General features: G+C 41.9%; 16 protein-coding genes. 8 read left to right on the top strand and 8 right to left on the bottom strand.

What is annotated here, in order from left to right; genetic code table 11:
• Positions 1-78 precede the first annotated feature (78 nt).
• Genes FIS9605_RS0114940 through FIS9605_RS0114920 form a run of 5 tightly spaced genes read right to left on the bottom strand, consistent with a single transcriptional unit; the run spans position 79 to position 3,525 of the window.
• Positions 79-951 (bottom strand): TauD/TfdA family dioxygenase, encoded by an 873-nt coding sequence (locus FIS9605_RS0114940; protein ID WP_026733306.1) that lies wholly within the window; start codon positions 949-951, stop codon positions 79-81.
• Between the two features lie 21 nt (positions 952-972).
• On the bottom strand, positions 973-1,527 hold the full coding sequence (gene cysC / locus FIS9605_RS0114935) for an adenylyl-sulfate kinase (RefSeq protein ID WP_026733305.1): 555 nt from the start codon (positions 1,525-1,527) through the stop codon (positions 973-975).
• Positions 1,528-1,585: 58 nt separating this feature from the next.
• On the bottom strand, positions 1,586-2,398 hold the full coding sequence (locus FIS9605_RS0114930) for a hypothetical protein (protein WP_026733304.1): 813 nt from the start codon (positions 2,396-2,398) through the stop codon (positions 1,586-1,588).
• A gap of 9 nt (positions 2,399-2,407) precedes the next feature.
• Positions 2,408-2,944, bottom strand: coding sequence for a chromate transporter (locus tag FIS9605_RS0114925; RefSeq protein ID WP_026733303.1), 537 nt, complete (start codon positions 2,942-2,944; stop codon positions 2,408-2,410).
• A gap of 11 nt (positions 2,945-2,955) precedes the next feature.
• Positions 2,956-3,525 carry a chromate transporter gene (locus tag FIS9605_RS0114920; protein WP_026733302.1) on the bottom strand — a complete coding sequence of 190 codons (570 nt, stop codon included), beginning with the start codon at positions 3,523-3,525 and terminating at the stop codon, positions 2,956-2,958.
• Between the two features lie 849 nt (positions 3,526-4,374).
• Between FIS9605_RS0114920 and acsF the strand changes: the two genes are divergently transcribed.
• Both acsF and FIS9605_RS0114900 read left to right on the top strand, forming a co-directional pair.
• Positions 4,375-5,457 (top strand): magnesium-protoporphyrin IX monomethyl ester (oxidative) cyclase, encoded by a 1,083-nt coding sequence (acsF, locus tag FIS9605_RS0114905; protein WP_026733301.1) that lies wholly within the window; start codon positions 4,375-4,377, stop codon positions 5,455-5,457.
• A 334-nt stretch (positions 5,458-5,791) separates the two neighbouring features.
• A complete protein-coding gene (locus FIS9605_RS0114900) occupies positions 5,792-6,484 on the top strand; it encodes a hypothetical protein (protein ID WP_026733300.1) in 693 nt (230 codons plus the stop codon).
• A gap of 76 nt (positions 6,485-6,560) precedes the next feature.
• On the opposite strand, the gene FIS9605_RS0114895 is transcribed toward FIS9605_RS0114900, so the two are convergent.
• A complete protein-coding gene (locus FIS9605_RS0114895) occupies positions 6,561-8,081 on the bottom strand; it encodes an FAD-dependent oxidoreductase (protein WP_026733299.1) in 1,521 nt (506 codons plus the stop codon).
• 670 nt (positions 8,082-8,751) lie between these two features.
• On the opposite strand from FIS9605_RS0114895, the gene FIS9605_RS0114890 reads away from it, so the two are divergent.
• The 5 genes from FIS9605_RS0114890 (at position 8,752) to FIS9605_RS0114865 (ending at position 14,646) form a co-directional block, all read left to right on the top strand.
• Positions 8,752-9,513, top strand: coding sequence for an outer membrane protein (locus tag FIS9605_RS0114890; protein WP_026733298.1), 762 nt, complete (start codon positions 8,752-8,754; stop codon positions 9,511-9,513).
• A 532-nt stretch (positions 9,514-10,045) separates the two neighbouring features.
• Positions 10,046-11,269, top strand: coding sequence for a PQQ-dependent sugar dehydrogenase (locus FIS9605_RS0114885; RefSeq protein WP_026733297.1), 1,224 nt, complete (start codon positions 10,046-10,048; stop codon positions 11,267-11,269).
• 537 nt (positions 11,270-11,806) lie between these two features.
• The gene (locus FIS9605_RS0114875) at positions 11,807-13,126 is read left to right on the top strand and encodes an APC family permease (RefSeq protein ID WP_197036054.1); all 1,320 of its coding nucleotides are present in this window, start codon (positions 11,807-11,809) and stop codon (positions 13,124-13,126) included.
• Positions 13,127-13,167: 41 nt separating this feature from the next.
• Positions 13,168-13,785 carry an SAM-dependent methyltransferase gene (locus tag FIS9605_RS0114870; RefSeq protein ID WP_026733295.1) on the top strand — a complete coding sequence of 206 codons (618 nt, stop codon included), beginning with the start codon at positions 13,168-13,170 and terminating at the stop codon, positions 13,783-13,785.
• A gap of 51 nt (positions 13,786-13,836) precedes the next feature.
• Positions 13,837-14,646 carry an SDR family oxidoreductase gene (locus FIS9605_RS0114865; protein ID WP_026733294.1) on the top strand — a complete coding sequence of 270 codons (810 nt, stop codon included), beginning with the start codon at positions 13,837-13,839 and terminating at the stop codon, positions 14,644-14,646.
• Between the two features lie 330 nt (positions 14,647-14,976).
• Here the strand turns inward: FIS9605_RS0114865 and FIS9605_RS0114860 are convergent, their stop codons facing one another.
• Positions 14,977-15,654, bottom strand: coding sequence for a response regulator transcription factor (locus FIS9605_RS0114860; protein WP_026733293.1), 678 nt, complete (start codon positions 15,652-15,654; stop codon positions 14,977-14,979).
• 589 nt (positions 15,655-16,243) lie between these two features.
• On the opposite strand from FIS9605_RS0114860, the gene FIS9605_RS37150 reads away from it, so the two are divergent.
• Entirely contained in the window at positions 16,244-17,626 is a 1,383-nt protein-coding gene (locus FIS9605_RS37150) for a sensor histidine kinase (RefSeq protein WP_035139585.1), read from the top strand.
• A 222-nt stretch (positions 17,627-17,848) separates the two neighbouring features.
• Here the strand turns inward: FIS9605_RS37150 and FIS9605_RS0114850 are convergent, their stop codons facing one another.
• Entirely contained in the window at positions 17,849-20,974 is a 3,126-nt protein-coding gene (locus FIS9605_RS0114850) for a CusA/CzcA family heavy metal efflux RND transporter (protein WP_026733292.1), read from the bottom strand.
• Positions 20,975-21,317 lie beyond the last annotated feature (343 nt).

Here is a 21,317-nt window from a genome sequence, read left to right as displayed (position 1 = left end):
ATTAACTAGAAATTTTGCCCAATAACATGAGTTACATCCTTTGATTTGGATAAAATCTAGCTAAGTATTTAACAATTTTTATTTAGGGGTAAATCCAAATTGTAGATGATGAGAATATTCTGAAATTCCATCAAACCATAATCTATTTAGCTTGCGAAATTCATGATCTGGAAAAGATGTTCTTCCATGTAGTACGCTAGTATTGTCGAGTAATAGAATTTGATTGGCTTTCAATTTATATATAAATTGATTATTTGGATTGTTAACATAATTTTTGATAATGTGGAAAGCCTTTTCTATTTGAGTCGGAATTGCAATTGAGACAACCGAATCCGCCTTGAAAGTAATTGATATTCTACCTTTTTGCTCAACAAATATCGCTCGTGTATCTGTCTTCCCACCTACATTAGTTATGGTCACTGGATTAGTAAACAAATTCTGCAATTCTTGGGGATGATTTTCCATTAAATATTTATAAACAGATTCACCGTAAACAATTTGAGAAAATCCCCCATTTTGAGAAGGTATTTCACATTGCATAGCAACAACTTTAGGAGGATCAATATCAGCTGAACCATCTGTATGTATTGGATGAATTTGATTAGTGGTAGAAATTGGAACAGTAGTAGCAAAGGAGTTACCTAAATTTTCAACCGGAACAATACCATTTTCGTCAGAGCGATAATGTCTTTTTACTGAACCAAAAATTTTCTTTAAAGCTAATAAATTCTCTAGCGGATTTGGCAATGGTTCACATTCCAGTATGACAAATTTAAATTTGTTGAATATCTCAAATAGTCTTTGTTGTTCTGGCTCTGAAATTTCTGCAACTTTCCTAATTTTTAGTGTTACCTGACTAATATCGATTTTAGAGGCCTCAAAAATTTCTTTATCATCTAAACTTGATAAAAAATCGTCTGTATTAACCATTCGATTATTATCTGTTAACATCTTATGCACCCCTTCTTCTGATTAACACTGATTCATTTGATTCCAGATTGGAATGTATTCTAGTCGCTCTAATTCTGCAATCACCTTATTAATACATTCCTCTATACTTTCTTTCGTAGTGCGGCAAATAACCTCTGGGTTAATAGGAGGTTCGTAGGGATCTGCTATTCCTGTAAAATTCTTTATTTCACCAGAGCGAGCCTTAGCATATAGACCTTTTATATCTCGCACCTCACAAACCTCAAGTGGTGCATCGACATAAACTTCTATAAAGTTCTCATTCATCATGCGAATTTCATCACGGATAGCCCGGTAAGGACTAATTGCAGCTACAATCGCCACAATTCCATTTCGGCTCAGCAGATTTGCTACAAAGCCAATACGACGAATGTTAGTATTTCTATCTTCCTTAGTAAATCCTAGTTCTTTGGAAAGATGGCTTCTAATCTCATCACCATCTAAAATTTCTACTAAACAATCACGTTCCTTAAGTTTACATTCTATTCCTCTTGCAATTGTAGTTTTACCAGCACCGCTAAGACCTGTAAGCCACAATATTACGCCTTTATGTCTCATAATTCAGATTTTTTTCGTAATATTACAAGCAATTTCAGTGACTTTATTTGAGTTTTATCTAAATCCCTATCGTCTGCATAAATGACTCAAGTTCTGAGTCATAATTAAAAATTTTTCTGTACAAATTAGCTAGTTTGTGTCTCTCTCGGAATGCTTCGTGAAAACGCTGATTTTGCTGGCAAAATTTCCACCGTTCTAACACTTTCATTTCGTTTCCTTTGCCATCATAAGAAGTTCCATCAAAACTACTTCCATGACCTGCTGTCGATTTTGGAACAACATTGAGTCCAGCATCTGTGAAATCAAGCCCAAACTGTGCGGATAACTGTTTGCGGTAATCAATACTTGAAAACCATAAGTTGTAGTTAACTGGTATCTTATTTTTTAATATATTAGTTAGTCCCAGATATTCCTCGGCGTAAATTTCCCACAGGTCTAAAATTTCTGAATCATCTATTAATTTAGGAACTGGGCCAGGTTTGTACCAACGGCTCACTAACATATTGAATGGATCTCTTATAACTAAAACGTTAAAAACCTTCAAGCTTTCACCAACTGTTCTTTGACGTTCCCACAGAACATCTCTTCCATCTTCAAGGTCGGTGATATTAAAATCCTGAAAACCGATTATTAAACAGTCCTTATGTACATTCCGAATTTGTTCAATATCTCCCATGTGAACTAACCATTCGGATTGCTTGTCCCAACCATTGTGAAACCGACTAGTCAGGTACGGGTCTTTATAGGGTGTCACATTGTTCAAAACAAAGATAGGCAGATTAAAGTGATAAGCTAGCCAAACCATGACTGCGTGGTGTCCGCTGCGTCTTAAGGCAAACAACGTAAATAGATTATTGTTCCTAAATTCCATAACAGTTAGCTAATTGAAAAAAAATCCCTTAATAGCTCCTGCCAACAATGCCAACACTACTATCCAGCCTGTATTAAGTAAACCCCGAACTGATAACAGTAGTGCTAAAAAGCAGATGGCAGTGCTGAATATATCCTTGAGGAATACTGTATCCTTGCCAAGATTCCAAACAGTTGCTAACAAAAAACCAATAGTTACTGGACTTAAAGCAGCATGCAATTGCTTTATCCAAGCAGGAGGCTTCGGTTGTTTAATTAACCAGGCTACGCTTGCTAAAATACAAGAAGTAGGACCAATCATCCCTAGCCCAGAAGCCACAGCTCCTGGTAAACCAGCTACATGATTACCGATCAGTACAACATGAAGCATATTCGGTCCTGGTACTAGCAACCCTAGTGCATAAGCTTCGACGAAAGCTTGATGGCTCATCCATCCGTGGACAATGACAACCTGACGTTCCATCTCTGGGATGACAGCGCTTGCAGATCCGACGCTAATCAGAGCCAAGTAAGCAAATGTGAAAAATAGATCGAGTAAGACGTGCATCGACTGCAAAATCAGTCATTTTTTTGAATTTTGCTATTCAAATGCCAAGCAAAGGGCACGACTAAAACCATAACTAGAGGAATAGGAACCCTGAAAATTCCTACTAAAACAAACGTAGCGATCGCCATTAAAAATCGAATATAGTCGGTGATAGCAGGTTTTGCCAGTTTCCACGTTAACTCTAAAAGTATTCCAATACTGGCCGCTACGACCGCAGTCAGAGATGCTTGGACGATATGCTGAGGTAGCTTTGATAGCAGCTTTGATACCACCAGTATCGCCACAAATCCAGGTAGTACCAAAGCAAGTGTTGCCAGTATTGCTCCTTGAGTTTTTTGCCAACAATATCCCAGATATGCCGAAAGATTGGTACCCGCAGTTCCTGGAAGCCACTGGCACCAATTCAAAACTTCCAAGCATTCCCTGTTTGTCAGCCAACCGCGCTTTAAGCAAAAAGGCAAAACGTGGGTGGGAATTGCTCCACCGAAAGCTCTTGCTCCAACCCCTGCAAATAAAGCAACTAGTACACCAAGGGAAGGAGAATTGGCTTGTTGCACTTGTTTTGTTGATGCATTCGACATATATATGATTGTCCTCACATGCATCTATTGATAATGATTCACCAAACGTAAAAAAACAAATTTAAGCCTTGGTGAAAGTAATCTTGAATCATTCCCAAAAGCATCAGCAGAAATTGTTTATCATATACTTGACGTTTGCAAGCGATATGACCCTAATTATCTGGTCGTTTATTTTAAGGAACAGGATGCTGATAATCTGAATACAGTTCAGTTAAGGGCAGTCTCAAGCAAGGAAGAAGCAATTTTTTGAGAGAAAAAGCTATATTAGGATACCTGCATTGAAGCTGTTAGCTGCCCTATAGGCAACCCATTCCCATGCAAGCATATGTATAACAACAGTCACGGGCATCTTTACATCCTCCTGCTGTCTTGCAACAAAATTAAGGGAACACTTCTTAACTGAACACCATAGCCTCATGAAGCAAAGCATGCGTTTCAAAATCTTCATGCACAGACATGGGGATAGGTGCAAGATGAGAGCATGATTATTTTTCTTTCTCTAAAAATATATAACGGTCAAGCAATTAATGCAATATATTAACTAACTTTATATAGGGCAAAGAATGGTAGCTAGACCGTTCGATTTGCAAAAATGCGTTAGCAGCACTAGCGCATACAACCTCTACATTGAGCCGCAGGCGCACTACCAGCACCCGAATTTTATTTGAGAGAAGAAATTGATGATTTGTTGCAACTCTTAATGTTTTATCCCTCTGCTCCCACACCGCGCCTTGGTAGACTGATTTTTAATACACAAATGCATTATTCTGATCTGTTGCACCGCCTGAAAGCAAAAACCTTGGCTTTCTAGGGCATTGAACAATAAAAAGACACAAGAGCAATCACAACATGGTAGATTCCCTAAAAAAACCAGGTTTTGAAGAATTGCGCCCGGGAATAAAAGCCCCAGCCAAAGAAACCCTGTTAACACCCAGGTTTTACACCACTGATTTTGATGCGATGGCGCGGATGGATATCTCCGTCAACGAAGACGAGTTAAGAGCCATCCTGGAAGAGTTCCGCGCTGACTATAACCGCCATCACTTTGTTCGGGACGAGGAATTTGAACAATCCTGGGATCATATTGACGGGGAAACTCGCCGATTATTCGTTGAATTTCTAGAGCGTTCTTGTACGGCAGAGTTTTCTGGCTTTTTACTATACAAAGAACTTAGTCGCCGTCTTAAGGACAAAAGCCCCGTCCTGGCAGAGTGTTTTGCTCTGATGTCGCGGGATGAAGCGCGTCATGCTGGTTTCTTGAATAAAGCATTGGCAGATTTTAATCTGTCTCTGGATTTAGGATTTTTGACTAAGAGCAAAAATTACACCTACTTCCAGCCGAAATTCATCTTCTACGCCACTTATCTTTCCGAAAAAATTGGTTATTGGCGGTATATCACAATTTATCGTCACCTAGAAGCACATCCCGAAGACCGGGTTTATCCAATTTTCCGCTGGTTTGAAAACTGGTGTCAGGATGAAAACCGCCACGGGGATTTCTTTGACGCTGTGATGAAATCCCAGCCGCAAATGTTGAATGACTGGAAGGCGCGGTTGTGGTGTCGGTTCTTCTTGTTGTCAGTATTTGTGACGATGTATCTCAACGACATTCAGCGCAGTGGCTTCTATGCCTCGATTGGGCTGGATGCACGAGAATACGACAAATACGTGATTGAAAAAACTAATGAGACTTCAGCGCGGGTGTTCCCGGTAATTCTGAATGTAGAAAATCCAGAGTTTTACGAACGGTTGGAAATTTGTGTCAAGAATAACGAAAAATTGACAGCGATCGCCAACGCCAACTCCAACACCCCCAAATTCCTGCAATTCTTCCAGAAGTTGCCCCTTTACATCTCCAATGGTTGGCAGTTCCTGCGGTTGTACCTGATGAAACCCATTGACGCAACTGCAATTCAAGGTAGTGTGCGCTAAGTTCTTGAGATTTTGTTAAAAATTAAGTGGTTTTGCTGAAAGCAGAACCACTTTTTTTGTGAGCCGCCATAGACGCCTTATACTAGGTTGCAGTCAAAGATAGTACTTCCCTCACCCCTCCTGCCGGCACCCTTCTCCCAATTTGGAACAGGGGAGGGGGAGAGGGCACGAATTGCTATATCTGAAAACAACTTGGTATTATACCAATTCCTTTGAGCTTAGATCCCCCCAACCCCCTTTTTAAGCAGGGCTGTAAAGGATAATTTGTATCAAGTATTTAGAGAAATGGTATTAGAAGCATCAGCGGCTTCAAGGTAGATTAGGACGCCAAAGAATGAGAGGCAAGTTGTCAATTTTCTGTGTTGGGCTGGGTATAAGTTTGCTTTTGGCAGCTAGCCCTGCTTGGAGTCAAACTCCAAGCACATCTGCCCAAGATTTGGATTTAAGCCCAGAAATTATTAAAAAAAGTCCAGTTTTGCAGCGGTGGCGACGGCAAGTACCGAATGTATTGGAGGAAATTCAAAATGAACCCAGTTTTCGCACTAAGATACGCCTGGGTTATTCTCAGTTTCCCTCCACAGGACAAGCAGGAGGAATAAATTTTGGTGTAGAGGACGTGTTTATTGGTCAAACTGGTTTGACAGTGAGTGCTGATTATCAAGCAGCGTTTAATGGTGAACGTGAAGCTTACGGTGCGGATTTATATTATTATCTACGTCCTTTGGGTAGCTATGTTAACTTTGCACCATTGCTAGGATATCGGTATTTGCAAAGTAACGATTATTCAACAAATGGGGTGAATCTGGGCGTGAAGGTGCTTTTGGTATTATCTCGTGGCGGTGCGGCAGATATTTCTCTAACTCAAAGTTGGCTGTCTGTTGGTAGTGAGGAAGAAGTGGGTTTAACAACGCTGTCAGCTGGCTATGCTTTTACTCCTCACATGCGTTTCTCAACAGATATTCAACTACAGAATTCTCGCCAAGACAAAGATAGTCGTGTTGGACTAGTTTTGGAGTGGATGCCATGAGAAGAAGGGAAAAAGGTTAAAGATAAAAGGGCAAAGGAATCTTCTTACCTTTTCCCTTTACCCCTGCCCCTTTTTCCTACCCTTTGTAACGTTCGAGGTCTTTCACTGGTGGCCCGTGCAATACTTTGCCATCATAGCTATAACGCCCGCCATGACAGGGACAATCCCAACTTTTCTCGGCGCTGTTCCAATTAACAATACAGCCGAGATGGGTACATGTTGCTGAGACTGCATGCAGTTCTCCCTGTTCGTTACGGTAGGCGGCTACCTTATTACCGTTAATAGTAAGTAACTTAGCTTCGCCTCGTGCCACGTTAGTTACAGAAGAATTCTCTAATCCTTTGAGGCGATCGCTAACCCAGTGAAATCCTACTTCTAGGTTATTCTTCAGAGATTCGGTAGTTAAAAACGGGGTTGCACGGGTAGAATCGTAAAGTTTCAGCCAAGGATTATCTACTCCCAAAATCAAATCTGAAAGCAACATTCCCGCTAACGTGCCTTTGCTCATACCCCAGAGGCTAAACCCTGTTGCTACGTAGACATGCTTGTTAAAGGGAGTAAGCTTGCCAATGTAAGGCAGCCGATCAAATGAAACCATATCTTGAGTAGACCAACGGTACTCAAACTGCTCTACTCTAAAACGAGAACGAGCGTAAGCTTCTAACTTTTGGTAACGTTCCTCAGTGTCAGTGACAGTACCAACTTTGTGCCCACCACCACCTACTAATAACAGCAATCCTCCATCTTGGGTGGGAGTTGTCCGAATCGAGTGGTAATCATTGCCAGTACCAATGTACATCCCTGCTGGTGCTCTTGCTGGATCGATGCGAGCAGCGATAATATACGAACGCTTGGGATAATTCTTGGCAAAAAATAGCCCTTGATCCAGGATGGGTAAATTAGTAGCAACAATTACATCTCGCGATCTGACAGTTCCTGCTGCTGTGACTACCTGACAGGGAGTTCCTTCTTCGATCTTCTCTACACGTGTGTTTTCAAACACGTAATTGCCATTACCATTAATTAGTTTAGCAAGATGCAGTAAATATTTACGAGCATGAAACTGAGCTTGATTGTCAAATTTCACAGCCCCGGCGATCGCAAATGGCAAAGAGGTTTCTGTAACAAACGAAGCTGGCAATCCTAACTGCGCTGCTGCTTCTACTTCTGCTTTAACAGCATCTAAATTTTCTGCTGTTTCTGCAAAAGTATAAGCACTTCTACGGCTGAAATCACAGTCGATATTTTCTTCCTCTACAAATTTTGCAACCCTTTCTACAGCAGCTTGATTAGAATCTGCATAAATCTGCGTTTTTCTTTCACCAATTTCTTTGATTAATTCAGCATAAATTAGCTGATGCAGTGAAGTTACTTTTGCTGTTGTATGTCCGCTGACACCTGTTGCAATTTGTTGAGCATCAAGCACTGCAACAGTTTTACCTGCGCGTTTGAGGAGCATAGCGGCTGTAATTCCTGCTATACCTCCTCCCACAATTGCAACATCAACTGATATGTCATTTTTGAGAGATGGAAAATTTGATGTATGAGGAGTTGATGCAATCCAATAAGAAATTGCTTCTCCAGAAAGTTGAGACATGATATTTATGAGACAGCTGTGCGACCATTATTTTTATATGCTGAATTTTCTGCAAAATTCATCCATCAAGAGTTGAAAAGCTAAACACTGAAATTCTCTACTATAAGGTATATTGGTTGGAAGATGAGCCTTTTTTGCTTGGATGCAAAACCATCCCAACCCTACTCTCGAAGTTAGCATTAGCAAAAATTTAAATCTTTTAACTAAGATAGATGATCTCAGATTAAGAATGGCAAAATTTCATTCTTCCACCTAAATAATTTCCAGTTTCAAATACGTTAGGAGTGAACCAAACAATAACTCATTGGAAACAGTTAAATATATAGATTGGTGAAGGCGGTTGCTGGCATGATGAGAAACGTTATATCACTCTCTCAAGTCATATAAAGCTACAATCAATATCTATCAATTGGCATAAGACCAGCGAATTAATTTATCAAATATTCGTACTTACGCGCTAAAAAACAAAATATTGTCACTTTTCAGTCACATTTATTGTTGATGTTATAAATACGGTGATTAATCAGTACTGCTCCCCTTCCTAGAGCCAAAGTAAGTTTGTTAAATCAGCATTGAGAGTAGTTACTGATAGAGCAAACTTTCTCAAAATTGTACGGACTTTGAATTTTTGACCTTATTGTTTTGACCAGATTATTGCTCAGGAGTAATTATGAATTCTCATTTTTTACGAACTTTCTCTTTACTAGGTATTACATCTGCAATTGTTGGTTTTAGCGGATTTTCAGCACAAGCTCAAGAAGCACAAAGCGTAGCTGTTCGTCAGAACATTAGCAATAAAGCTGCTGATTTACAAAACTCCTCTCAAACTTCGATCTTTGCTCAACAAGCACCATTGCCAACCCAACAGCAAGACCCACTCACACCAGCCCCGACACTAACACCACAACCCACGCAACCACCAACCCCAACGCAAGAACAATACCAACCACCAATACAAACCCCAGTACCCGCGGAAGAACCAGTCCAAACACCAGCGCCAACAGTACAACCGGGTAGAGCCACGCGTGGTGGTCCTAGCTACATTGGTGTCGGTGGAAATATAGGTATAACAGGTGAAACAACATTAAGTGAAGGTTCTTTCGCAGTCATCAGCAAACTTGGTTTGACGAATAATTTATCTGTGCGTCCCGCAGCTTTAATTAGTGAAGATGCAGTTTTTCTGATTCCCGTAACGCTGGACTTTCCGATTGAGTCCATTACGCAGACAGGAGAAACCCAAATCAGTGCTGCGCCTTATCTAGGGGCCGGAGTTTCGATTTCAACAGCAGATGATAGCAATGTTGGCTTTCTAGTTTCTGGCGGTGTGGATGTGCCAATCGCAGATCGCCTGACAGCGAACGCTGGTTTAAACGTCAGTTTTCTTGATGACACAAATATCGGCGTGCTACTAGGCGTTGGTTATAACTTCTAAGAATTCAAAATCCTTTGTGATTACTGCCAAGCTTGATGTGTGTACAAAATTCAAATTTATCATTGGCAGTAATCATGAGTTCAGAGTAATAATTAAGAAGTAAAAAGTAAAAGGTAAAAAGTAAAAATATAATCACCATAAAACAAGTAAAAAGTAAAACAATTTATTATGAGTGCCTTTTAACTTTTAACTTGATTTGGACGTATTATTTCTCGCGCTATGCGTCTCGATTGGGAATGTTTTCCCGATCGTTCCATAAATACATAATGGTGAAGCGTGACCATTGTTCTTTTTCTTTATGAATGCCTTTTTACTTTTTAATGAGTGCCTTGTTCGGTCATGAGATGTAAAAGGGATTGGGAATTGGGTTTTCACGCGTAAAAATTATGGAATTCTGCTTTACCCACAGACAAAAATTATAACTAAAGAAAAAATTTTTGCTCCTAAAACAACCTATATTCCAGTCAACTAATATCTGCTATATCAACTTATAAAACCGCGCATAAAGCAATAATAATTGGAAATAAAAACTATGAAAATCACAAGTATATTTTCTAATAAATTAGTTGGAAGCATGGTTTTATTAGGGCTTGTGTCTTGCACTGTACCAACATCTGAATCAGCAACTCCAAACGATCAAGATACAACAGTATCTGCACAATCTGAGCAACAGAACTCTAATAATCAGACATGTACCTTAGTTAAAGAAGGCTTCGGATCTCAAGGACAGGTAAACGTACAAGTGGAAGAGGTAGCAACAGGTCTTGAAGTACCTTGGGGAATTGCGTTTTTACCAAATGGAAATATGCTGGTTACTGAACGACCGGGGCGAGTGCGACTTGTGCGGGATGGCAAACTTGTGCAAAAACCTGTAGCTACAGTCAAAGTTACAGACAGTGGCGAAGGTGGTTTACTCGGTATTGCGGTGCATCCGGACTTCGCCAATAACCGCTTTTTCTACTTGTACTACACTGCTGATAGAAATGGGTCGCAGGTCAATCGTGTGGAACGCTGGCGGTTATCGTCGGACGGACAAAGCGCTTCGTCAGATCGGGTAATTGTCGATAATATTCCAGTTGCCTTGTATCATAATGGCGGTCGCATTCGTTTCGGCCCTGATGGAATGCTTTACATCGGGACTGGCGATGCACGGGATCCACAAATTTCTCAAGATGTTAAATCTCTGGCTGGTAAAATCCTGCGCGTCACGCCAGATGGACAAGTACCGCAAGATAATCCATTTCCAGGCAACCCGGTCTATATTACAGGCATTCGCAACACTCAGGGATTTGATTGGCGTGATGCATCCACACTCTTGGTTACTGACCACGGCCCGAGTGGGGAGTTAAATAGAAGTGGTCATGATAAAGTCAGTGTAGCTCAAGCGGGCGATAATCTTGGTTGGCCCACCATCTACCGCTGCGAATCAAAGGAAGGACTCGTCACACCGTCTATTGTCTGGCGTCAAGCTTTGCCTCCAGGCGGAGCAACAATTTACACAGGAAATGCCATTCCTGAGTGGAAAGGCAGCTTAATCATTGCCACCCTCCGTTCCGAACACTTGCAGCGTGTTGTCTTCGATCCACAATCTCCTCAGCAAGTTCGGCAACATGAGGTGTACTTGCAAGGTAAGTATGGGCGGCTCAGGGAGGCGATAATGGGGCCAGACGGCGAATTGTACGTGACAACCAGTAACTGCGACGGACGTGGGGATTGCCCATCACAGCGGGATAAAATCCTACGCGTTACGCGGTAAAGATTAAGATGTCGAGCAGAGTCCAAGGATTGTCACTTTCACATCACATTTTGTTTTCACACTTAAAGTAAAGAAAGCAGAGTTCAAAGGTGATTACCGATGAATAAAAGAGTATTCTTCGGCTTGACTTTGGCTACAACAATTTCTGCAATGACAGTTCCAAGCCTTGCACAAGCCCAAAGCGTAAATGGCTTGTAGTAAGCACTAGCCCTGTCAAGGTGAGTAAAAAACGAACCATTATCTTAGTAGAGAAGACTATCTTCCTCTTTGTGTCTTAGTGTCTTGGTGTTTAAATAATTCTTTTTTCACCACAAAGACACTAAGACACCAAGACACCAAGAAAAATCCATTTCCAAGACTCACACCTTGACAGGGGTATAGTAAGCACGCTTTGTGCTTACTACAAGCCAAGAAAATTTGTAGTCATTTTTTCGAGAAACAGTATCAGAAGTAGTGCTGAAGTTAGAACTGGTAAGCTAACAAGGAATTGATGTGAATAGAAAAAAAAACTACAACAGCACCCCAACGCAGGCAGCAATGACTGAAGTCGCAGCACCAAAGCCATCTTTAGCTTTTTTCGATGCAGTTGCGCTGATCGTCGGTATTGTCATTGGGGCAGGTATTTTTCAAACTCCGGCACTCGTCGCTGCAAATTCAGGCAGTGATATTGCAGTATTGCTGTTCTGGCTAGCTGGTGGCGCGGCATCTTTTGTGGGAGCGTTGTGCTATGCAGAGTTAGCAACAACATATCCCGATGTTGGAGGAACCTACTACTACCTGAAGCGTTCCTTTGGGCGGATCGTTGCTTTTCTATTTGCTTGGGCGCGGATGACGGTAATTCAAACAGGTTCAATTGTCCTGCTGGCATTTGTTTTTGGCGATTATGCTTCGCAAATATGGCGACTGGGTGGGTTTTCATCCTCAGTTTATGCCGCAATGGCAATTCTCTTCCTTACCGCTTTAAACATCATCGGTTTGCAGCAGGGCAAGTGGACACAAAATTTGCTCACCGCAGCTAAAGTCCTCGGTTTGCTCTTGATCGTGGTAATTGGACTGACAGTTTCTGCTTCAGAAGTTCCCTCTGTTCCTGATACTTCCTCTGGAGGAGCGATAGGACTGGCGATGGTATTCGTCCTATTATCCTACGGTGGATGGAACGAGGCAGCTTACATATCAGCTGAAATTCAGGATTTCAGACGTAATATAGTGCGATCGCTACTTGCAAGTATTGGTATTATCACTGCTATTTACCTGCTGATCAATCTTGCTTACCTGCGCGGACTGGGATTGGCAGGTATGGCACAATCAGAAGCCGTGGCAGCAGATTTAATGCGCCGTCTTTGGGGTGAAGGCGGAGCTGTATTCGTTAGCTTACTCATTGCTGTTTCTACCTTGGGGGCACTCAACGCTACTATCTTTACTGGGGCACGCACTAACTACGCTCTGGGGCAAGATTTTTCAGTGTTTGCCTTTATGGGACGCTGGCAGAAACGCCCCAGCGCGCCTAAAGAAGCATTTATACTGCAAACCGGGATTGCCCTAGCACTGGTGTTGGTCGGTACTTTCACCCGCAAAGGTTTTGAAACTATGGTGGATTATACTGCCCCAGTGTTTTGGTTCTTTTTCCTGCTTTCGGGCATATCGTTGTTTGTGCTGCGAAGACGGGAACCCCACGTACAGCGTCCGTTCCGAGTGCCATTTTATCCTTGGACACCACTGCTGTTTTGTCTGATTTGCGGCTACCTACTCTACTCCAGCTTGGCGTATACGGGAGTAGGGGCAACTATGGGTGTTTTGGTTGTAGCAGCAGGTATTCCCTTGTTGCTATGGAATCGTTACCGACAACGCCCTAATTAGTCATTGGCTTTAACAAAAGACAAATAATAAAGGAGAAAAATATGCACCTACACAAAATACTACTTGGAATTCTTGCAAGTATAAGTTTTGCTAGTCTAGGATTTGCAGGATGTACGCCAACACGCAACTTTGAGGCAGACGCGCAAGTATCTGCTCCGACAACCGCACCACAAGAACGTCCTGCTGATGTTCCCTATGTACCAACACCACAGCCTGTGGTAGATGCCATGCTGAAACTGGCAAACGTCGGGCCGAATGATGTGATTTACGATTTGGGTAGTGGTGATGGACGGATTCCGATTACTGCGGCGCAAAAATACGGTATTAGAGGTGTTGGTGTAGACATTGACCCTCAACGTGTTCGAGAAGCGAACGCCAATGCTCAAAAAGCAAAAGTAACAAACCAGGTGGAATTCCGCCAGCAAGACTTGTTTCAAACTGATTTGAGTGAAGCCACAGTAGTAACACTCTACTTACTACCCGATATAAATCTCAAGCTTCGTCCCAAGCTGTTGCAGGAACTTAAACCAGGCACTCGCATTGTTTCCCATGCCTTCGACATGGGCGAGTGGAAACCACAGCAAGTGGAACGGGTGGACGGCAGAACTATCTATCTGTGGGTTGTTCCGGAGCAAGTTCCAGCAAATTTACGCTCATAGATATAAATCATAGAAATAGTTGGTTTGTTACTGTTGATGGAGGAAAATGCAATGAAAGGATTAAAAGGTAAAAGTGCCCTGATTACAGGTGCTAGTTCAGGTATTGGACAGGCGATCGCCATCCGTCTTGCCCAAGAAGGTTGTAATATTGCCATTAACTATCGTAAAAGTCCCGAAGCTGCGGAAGAAACTGAAGAAATGGCTTTGCAAAAAGCCTGTGGAGATATCGAAAATTGTGGTGTTAAGTCAATGCTGGTACAGGGCGATGTCTCCAAGGAAGAAGATATTGTGGAGATGGTTAACGCTGTAGTTGATAAATTAGGCAGTCTTGATATTCTGGTTAACAATGCCGGAATTCAAATCGAATGCCCATCTCATGAAATTAAGACCGAAGACTTTGACCGGGTAATTGGGGTGAATCTCCGAGGTGCTTATCTGTGCGCGCGTGAAACGATCAAACATTTCCTCTCCCAAAACCGCCCCGGAATCATCATTAACATTTCCAGTGTTCACGAAATTATTCCCCGGCCATTTTATGTCAGCTATTCGATTAGCAAAGGTGGAATGGAGAATATGACTAAAACTCTAGCGCTGGAATATGCTAACCGAGGTATTCGTGTGAACGCGATCGCACCAGGAGCGACTATCACGCCTATAAACGAAGATTGGGTGAACAACCCTGAAAAAAAGGCAGTTGTAGAAAGTCACATCCCAATGGGTCGTGCAGGAACTTCGGAAGAAATGGCGGCAGCAGTAGCTTTTTTAGCTTCGGATGAGGCGGCATATATCACTGGACAAACGTTGTTTATTGATGGTGGACTGACGCTATATGCTGATTTCCGAGAAGCTTGGTCTGCGTGAGATGTATGTAAAAAATAGGCGTTGCTGAATTAGGGTATGAATTGTCGTTCTGTAGGCGTAAGCCTTCTTGTAGGTACGCAATGCAGTGGAGTGTAGATGCGCTGCTCAGCGAACCAAGCGTCTACAGCATGACAAAATCAAATTCATACTTTAAATCAGCAACGCTGAAAAAAAATCTCTGAACTAAGCCTAGTTCAGAGTAATGTGTGGTTCAGAGGAGTTAGTGGTGAGTATTTAGATGGAACCACTCAGTTTACACTCTGTCTGTATGCACAAGATATCAACTAAAAGTTAAAAATTCGGAGAGAAATCGGGGAGAAATCGGGGGGATTATTCGAGTCGCTTCATTCGATAGCCAAGCCCATGAACAGTTTCTATGAAATCACCGGGCGCACCAACCGATCGCAGTTTCTGACGCAAAGTTCGGATATGGGTTTTCACAGCTTCTTCGGTGGGAAATTCATCTACTGACCAAAGACGCTCAATAATTCCCGGTCTGCTTAATACTCGCCGCCCATTCGTAACCAATAACTCCAGCAAGGCATACTCTTTGGGAGTAAAGTATAAAATTTTATCATCATACGTAACTTCATAGGTAATTGGATTCAGACATAGACTTCCCCAACACAGCTTAGAACTAGCCCCATTACCTCTTCGTCGCAAAAGGGCACGAACCTGAGCCATCAGTTCTTCCAAGTCAAAGGGTTTTACCATGTATGCATCAGCACCAGCATCTAAGCCAATGATTTTATCGGCAACGGTGTCACGAGCTGTTAGCATCAGTACAGGTATAGTGAAATTGCGATCGCGCAGTTTCTGACAAAACAACAAACCATTTATTTTGGGCAGTGTAATATCTAGCAGAACCAGATCGTATTCGTAGATTTCTACCAATTCCCATGCATTTTCACCATCTTGGGCGACATCGACGTTAAACTGACGATTAGTTAAGGCCTCAGTTAACATATCTGCAATTTGTACGTCATCTTCAACAACCAAAATACGCATCGCAATTTTGGATTTGCAATTTTAAATGAAGCTTTGATTCGATTTTAGATTAAAGATTTCCAAGAAATAAATTATTCCGGATTGTGAGGTGGACATCTTGTCCGCCCTGAATATGGAACGGGTGGGGACACCCATCTTACAAAAAATTATTATTGTGACGTTTTGTCTTCTTCCTTCTGTAAACATATAATACCAATAATACCAAGCATGAAAATGATTGCGACAGATGGATACCCAAAAGCGAGGATCGGAAACTCTTTCACAATCACACCACGTGCTACAACGTTTTGCTTTGGAATCCTTGGGATTGGGGGGAGACCCTCCAACACAGCGGCTCAAAAATCTAAAATCTAAAATAGTATAAGCTACATTTTTTATAAATATTAGGACTCCTATTTTATTTTTGAATAGAACTGAGTACACTTTCTGTTAAAAGTTCCCCGTTCCCCATTCCCTATCATCACGAGAAAGTTCATTAATCAAATATGATTACTATACTATGAAATACTAACTCTATAGCCAATGTCCGAAAACCCACTTTTTGATTTCTCCAATCCACACATCCAAAAGTATTAAACCCAAAATCTTTATGAAATGGTCAATGGAACGTAAATGGATTACGGGAGGATTTGGTTTAGCGCTTGTAATGATGAGTGTGGTTAATGGCATTTCTTATCAAAATGCAATTCAATTGAAAGAGAGTGCAAAGCGTGTTAAAGAAACTAACGCGGTGATCAAAAACATTAATAATATCTCTGCAACTTTAACAGACGCTGAATCCGAACGACGCGGCTACATCCTTTTCGGCGATCCAGATGAACTAGAACGATACGACAAAGCTATTGCTGATTTAAAACGTCAAATTAATCAATTACAGCGATCGCTCGCCGATACACAGAGTCAAAAACAGCGTCTTGATAAACTACAGTTATTAATCACCCAAAGACAAGAATTATTTGAACAGTCAATTAACCAGTATCAAAACAGCCAGACCCAAATCTTGACTCAAACTCCTCTTCTCAATGAGATTAAGCAAAATTGGCATCAAATCAGCCAATTACTAACCGATTTACAAACAGAAGAAGAGAGATTATTACAAACTCAAGTCGAACAGTCTCAATCCAATTTGCAGTTAAGAATGCTGATAGAGCTTTTGGGTACGCTTTTAACTTTTGTAGTTCTTTTTGGGGTGTATGCTATCCTTTATCGTCAGATGGTAAAACGCCAACAGGCGGAAGTTCTACAACGTACTTTGGCACAAGAAAAAGAACTTAGTGAACTCAAGCTACAATTTTTTTCAATGGTTTCCCATGAATTCCGTACTCCTTTAAGTCTGATCGTGGGATCAGCGCAGCTTTTAGAAGAAACTCTCAAACCAATTGTAAAACCAACAAAACTCAAAAACCTTTATCGGATTCAATCTTCAGCTAAGGCAATGACAAAGTTGCTTGGTGATGTTCTCACTTTGGCGAGGGCTGATGCGGGAAAACTCGAATGTAACCCCACATTGCTGGAAATACAAACATTTTGCCTCAATTTGGTAGAAGATTTTCAAGTTTATAGTGACACTAAGCAAACTATCAAATTTGTTAGACAAGGTTCCTGCACACACGCTTGGTTAGACGAAAAAATTCTTTACTCAATTCTCAGTAATTTGCTTTCTAATGCCATTAAATATTCATCACCAGAGAACACCATATATTTTAATTTAATTTGTGAACCAGATACGATTTTATTTCAAGTCAAAGATGAAGGAATTGGTATTGCTAGAGAAGACATTAACAAGCTTTATGACCCTTTTATTCGAGGCAAAAATGTCAGGGAAGTTTTAGGGACAGGATTGGGTCTAGCAGTGGTTAAAAAGTGTGTTGATTTGCACAAAGGAGAAATTTTTGTAGAGAGTGAAGTCGGAGTTGGCACAACCTTTACTGTCAGAATTCCTCAGTTCAAAGATAATACTAAAAATGACTAAATACAACGTTGCATAAGTTGAAAATGAAATGAACAGACAAGAAAAATCCCTGATTTGGGATGGGAAAATCGGAAATCAGGGAAATGGGATTATTGATGTGATGTGAATCTTCTTAAGATCTGACTTTATTCTTAAGAAGTTAAAAAACCGAGAGTAAATCGGGAGTATTTCGGGGGTATTTCTTGTACTTGGGAGCCAGTTTTTTAGAAAAACCATATTTATTTACCACTCCAATACTGCTGCGGTTTCCTTTCCTTCTTCAACTCCTGACAGATTTCTCTGAGATACTAAAAATCTATGAAACTTGGAGTATAAAGCAGGTAAAACCACCAATGTTAAGGCAGTAGAGGTAAATAATCCTCCTAATACTACCACTGCCAAAGGTTGCAAAATTTCCTTACCTGCACCTGTACCGATCGCTAAAGGAATCATTCCCAAAGCAGAGGTCAGAGCAGTCATTAAAATAGCTACTAAACGCTCCATCGACCCCTCAAAAATTACTTGCTGTACAGGCATTCCTCTTAACAGTTTATTGTTGTAGTTATCTACTAGCAGCAATCCGTTACGTGTCGCTACGCCAAATAAGGTAATAAATCCTACTAATGATGCGACAGAGATGATCCCGCCGGCGATCGCGATGGAAAATATACCTCCTACCACCGCAAGAGGTAAGTTAATCATAATCATCAGCATTGCCGCTACAGATTTAACAGCAAAGTACATCAAAATGGCAATGATGACAATTGCCAGTCCCCCAAATACCAGCAAATTCTGAGTAGCTCGTTGTTCTGATTCAAACTGACCGCCATACTGGATAAAGTAACCTGTGGGCAATTGTACTGACTGGCGTACTCTAGCTTGAATTTCATCAACTACAGAGCCTAAATCTCGACCTGATACGTTTGCAGACACAACAATTAGGCGAGAAACATTCTCTCGATTAATCGTGTTGGGGCCAGTTCCATAGTCAATGCTGGCGACTTGAGCGAGGGGAATCTTTTGACCTGTGGGAGTATCTACTAGTAAGTTGCGGATGATATCTAAGTTATTGCGAGCATCTTCTTTTAACCAAACCACCAAGTCAAATAGTTGCTGTTCTTTGAGAACTTGAGAGGCAACTCGTCCATTCAGAGCAGTTTCCACCATTTCTGTTAAATGACCTACGGTTAAGCCATAACGAGCAGCTGCTTCCCTTAAAAATTGAATTTGCAATTGTTTGATAGGTACTTGGGGTTCGAGTTGTAAGTCTACGAGTCCGTCAATTTTACTCACAGCCGTCTGAACTTCAGCCCCAAGGTGGCGCAGTTCTTCTAAGTCAGGGCCGAAAATTTTGATGGCGATCGCACTTCTAACCCCCGATAACACCTCATCCATGCGGTGCGAGATAAAGCCGCCGATGTTAGGCGCAACTCCGGGTATCTTAGCAAACTCTTGCCGCAACTTCTGGATACTTCCCTTTCTATCTTTCAATCCCTCTGCACTCAGTTCCACATCTAAATGTCCCAAGTTAACTCCCCCTGCATCTGCATCACCAGGAGCGCGTCCAGATCGTAACTGCACCGTCTCAAATCGGCGATCGTTTTTCAGAGCATCCTGCATGGCGAATCCAACTTGGTTTGTCGCCTGCAAAGAACTTCCTGGATAAAGCAATACTGCGTTTACTAACGATGGTTCCTGAAACTCTGGCAGAAATACCCGCCCTAAACTTGGAAGAATTACCAAAGAGGCTACTAAAGATGCCCCCGCAATAGCCATAATAACTGTGGGGAAACGAATAGAAAATTTCAGGATAGGTCGATACAGTCGCTGCGATAAGGCGCTCACCCAAGTATCATCTGCGGGTAGTGGTCGATTTGCTAACAAAATTGCACACAGTGCTGGAGACAAAGTCATTGCTACAAACGTCGAAGCAAAAATTGATACTAAATAGGCAACACCCATCGGCGCAAAAATTCGACCTTCCACACCCGTCAGTGAGAAAATTGGCGCAAAGACAACAGCGATAATTACTGTCGAAAAAATTACACTGACTCGTACTTCTACAGAAGTATCATAAACAACTTTCAAGGGGTGTACAGGAGTTCCAGCTAGCTGATTCTTTCGCAAACCCCGGTACGCATTTTCCATATCTACAATCGAATCGTCCACTACCGAACCAATTGCTACAGCTAAACCTCCCAGTGTCATGGTATTAATACCTTGACCAAACCAACCCAGAATTAACATGCCAATCAGAACTGACAAGGGAATGGCGCTGAGGGTGATGATGGCAGTGCGCCAATTCATCAAAAACATCAGCAGAATAATGGACACGATGATAGTACCATCACGCAGAGAACTAGTAACATTTTCGAGCGCCGCTTCAATAAAGTTTTCTTGGCGAAAGCTCTCTGTAATTTTGACATCTTTAGGAAACCCAGCTTTGACCTCATCCATTGCCTTTTCAATGGCTCTGGTAACAGTAGGAGTATCATACTGTGGTTGCTTGTTGACCATCACCACAATCGCTCTTTGACCATTGAAACTGCCATCCCCACGCTTTAAAGCTGCACCAATTCGCACATCTGCCACATCTTGAAGTGAAACAGGTGTACCATTGCGAGCCGTAACCGCAGAATTAGCCAGTTGCTCGATTGAATCGATGCGTCCGACTCCGCGAATAATGATTTCCTGGTCGGGATTAATCAAAAAACCACCAGCGGCATTAACATTAGCTCCTCTTGCTGCTGTTGTGACTTCATCTAAAGTGACATTAAAAGCTTTCAGCTTCGCAGGATCAACTAAAACCTGATATTGGCGGACATCACCACCATAGGCAATTACCTGAGAAACACCTGGTATAGCCAGCAGTCGATTAGTAACGTCCCGATCAACTAAGCGCCGCACTTCCATTAATGGGGTTGTTTCCGCAGTGAAGGCATACTGAAGGACTGTACCAATTGGGGAAGAAACGGGGGAAATTTGCGGATTTTCAACACCCTCTGGCAATTTTTGCAGCACCTGTTGCAATCTTTCCGTGACCAACTGTCGGGCTTGATAAACATTAGTCCCCCATTTGAAGATTACCTTAACAACAGAAATACTCACTGCCGAAGAAGAACGCACAGTTTCTACTCCTGGTGTACCATTGACAGCACTTTCAATCGGTAGGGTAATTAAAGACTCGACTTCTTCCGGAGCCAATCCTGGGGCTTCAGTCTGAATTTCTACTTGAGGCGGAGCAAAGTCAGGAAATACATCCAACGGCATTTGGGTAAGGTTGTATGAACCCCAGACTGTTACTACAATTGCTCCCAGCACAACTATCCAACGTTGGACAATCGACCACTTGAGGATGGCATTCAGCATATTTGATTTCTTGAGCAGACTAATAGGTTTAAAGCTTTAGGTCAACCAGGGAGACAAGGAGGACAAGGAAGATAAGGAGGAGGATTTGTATCAAGAATTTTGTGAAGTGGTATAACCTATCTGTGTGCACCCCCCTCATTCCCCCCTACAAGAGGGAGGAAGGCAGAGGAAAAACTTTTATTTATTGTGCATCGGCGGAAAGTTTGAGCGGAGGTTTCCTCCGATCAAAGCTTTCCAAGAGAGTGGTCGATTTTTCATGCTCTCATTGTGGGCAGTTAGTTGCCTGTGGAGGTTTTGCACCATTGTGGTAACAAGGGTGGTGGGCTGCTGCCTCCTAGCTGTT

The sequence above is a fragment of the Fischerella sp. PCC 9605 genome, assembly GCF_000517105.1.
In the GTDB taxonomy this organism is placed as follows: domain Bacteria; phylum Cyanobacteriota; class Cyanobacteriia; order Cyanobacteriales; family Nostocaceae; genus PCC9605.
The sequence above is the reverse complement of the archived record's forward strand: the minus strand, read 5'-3'. Positions and strand labels throughout refer to the sequence as shown.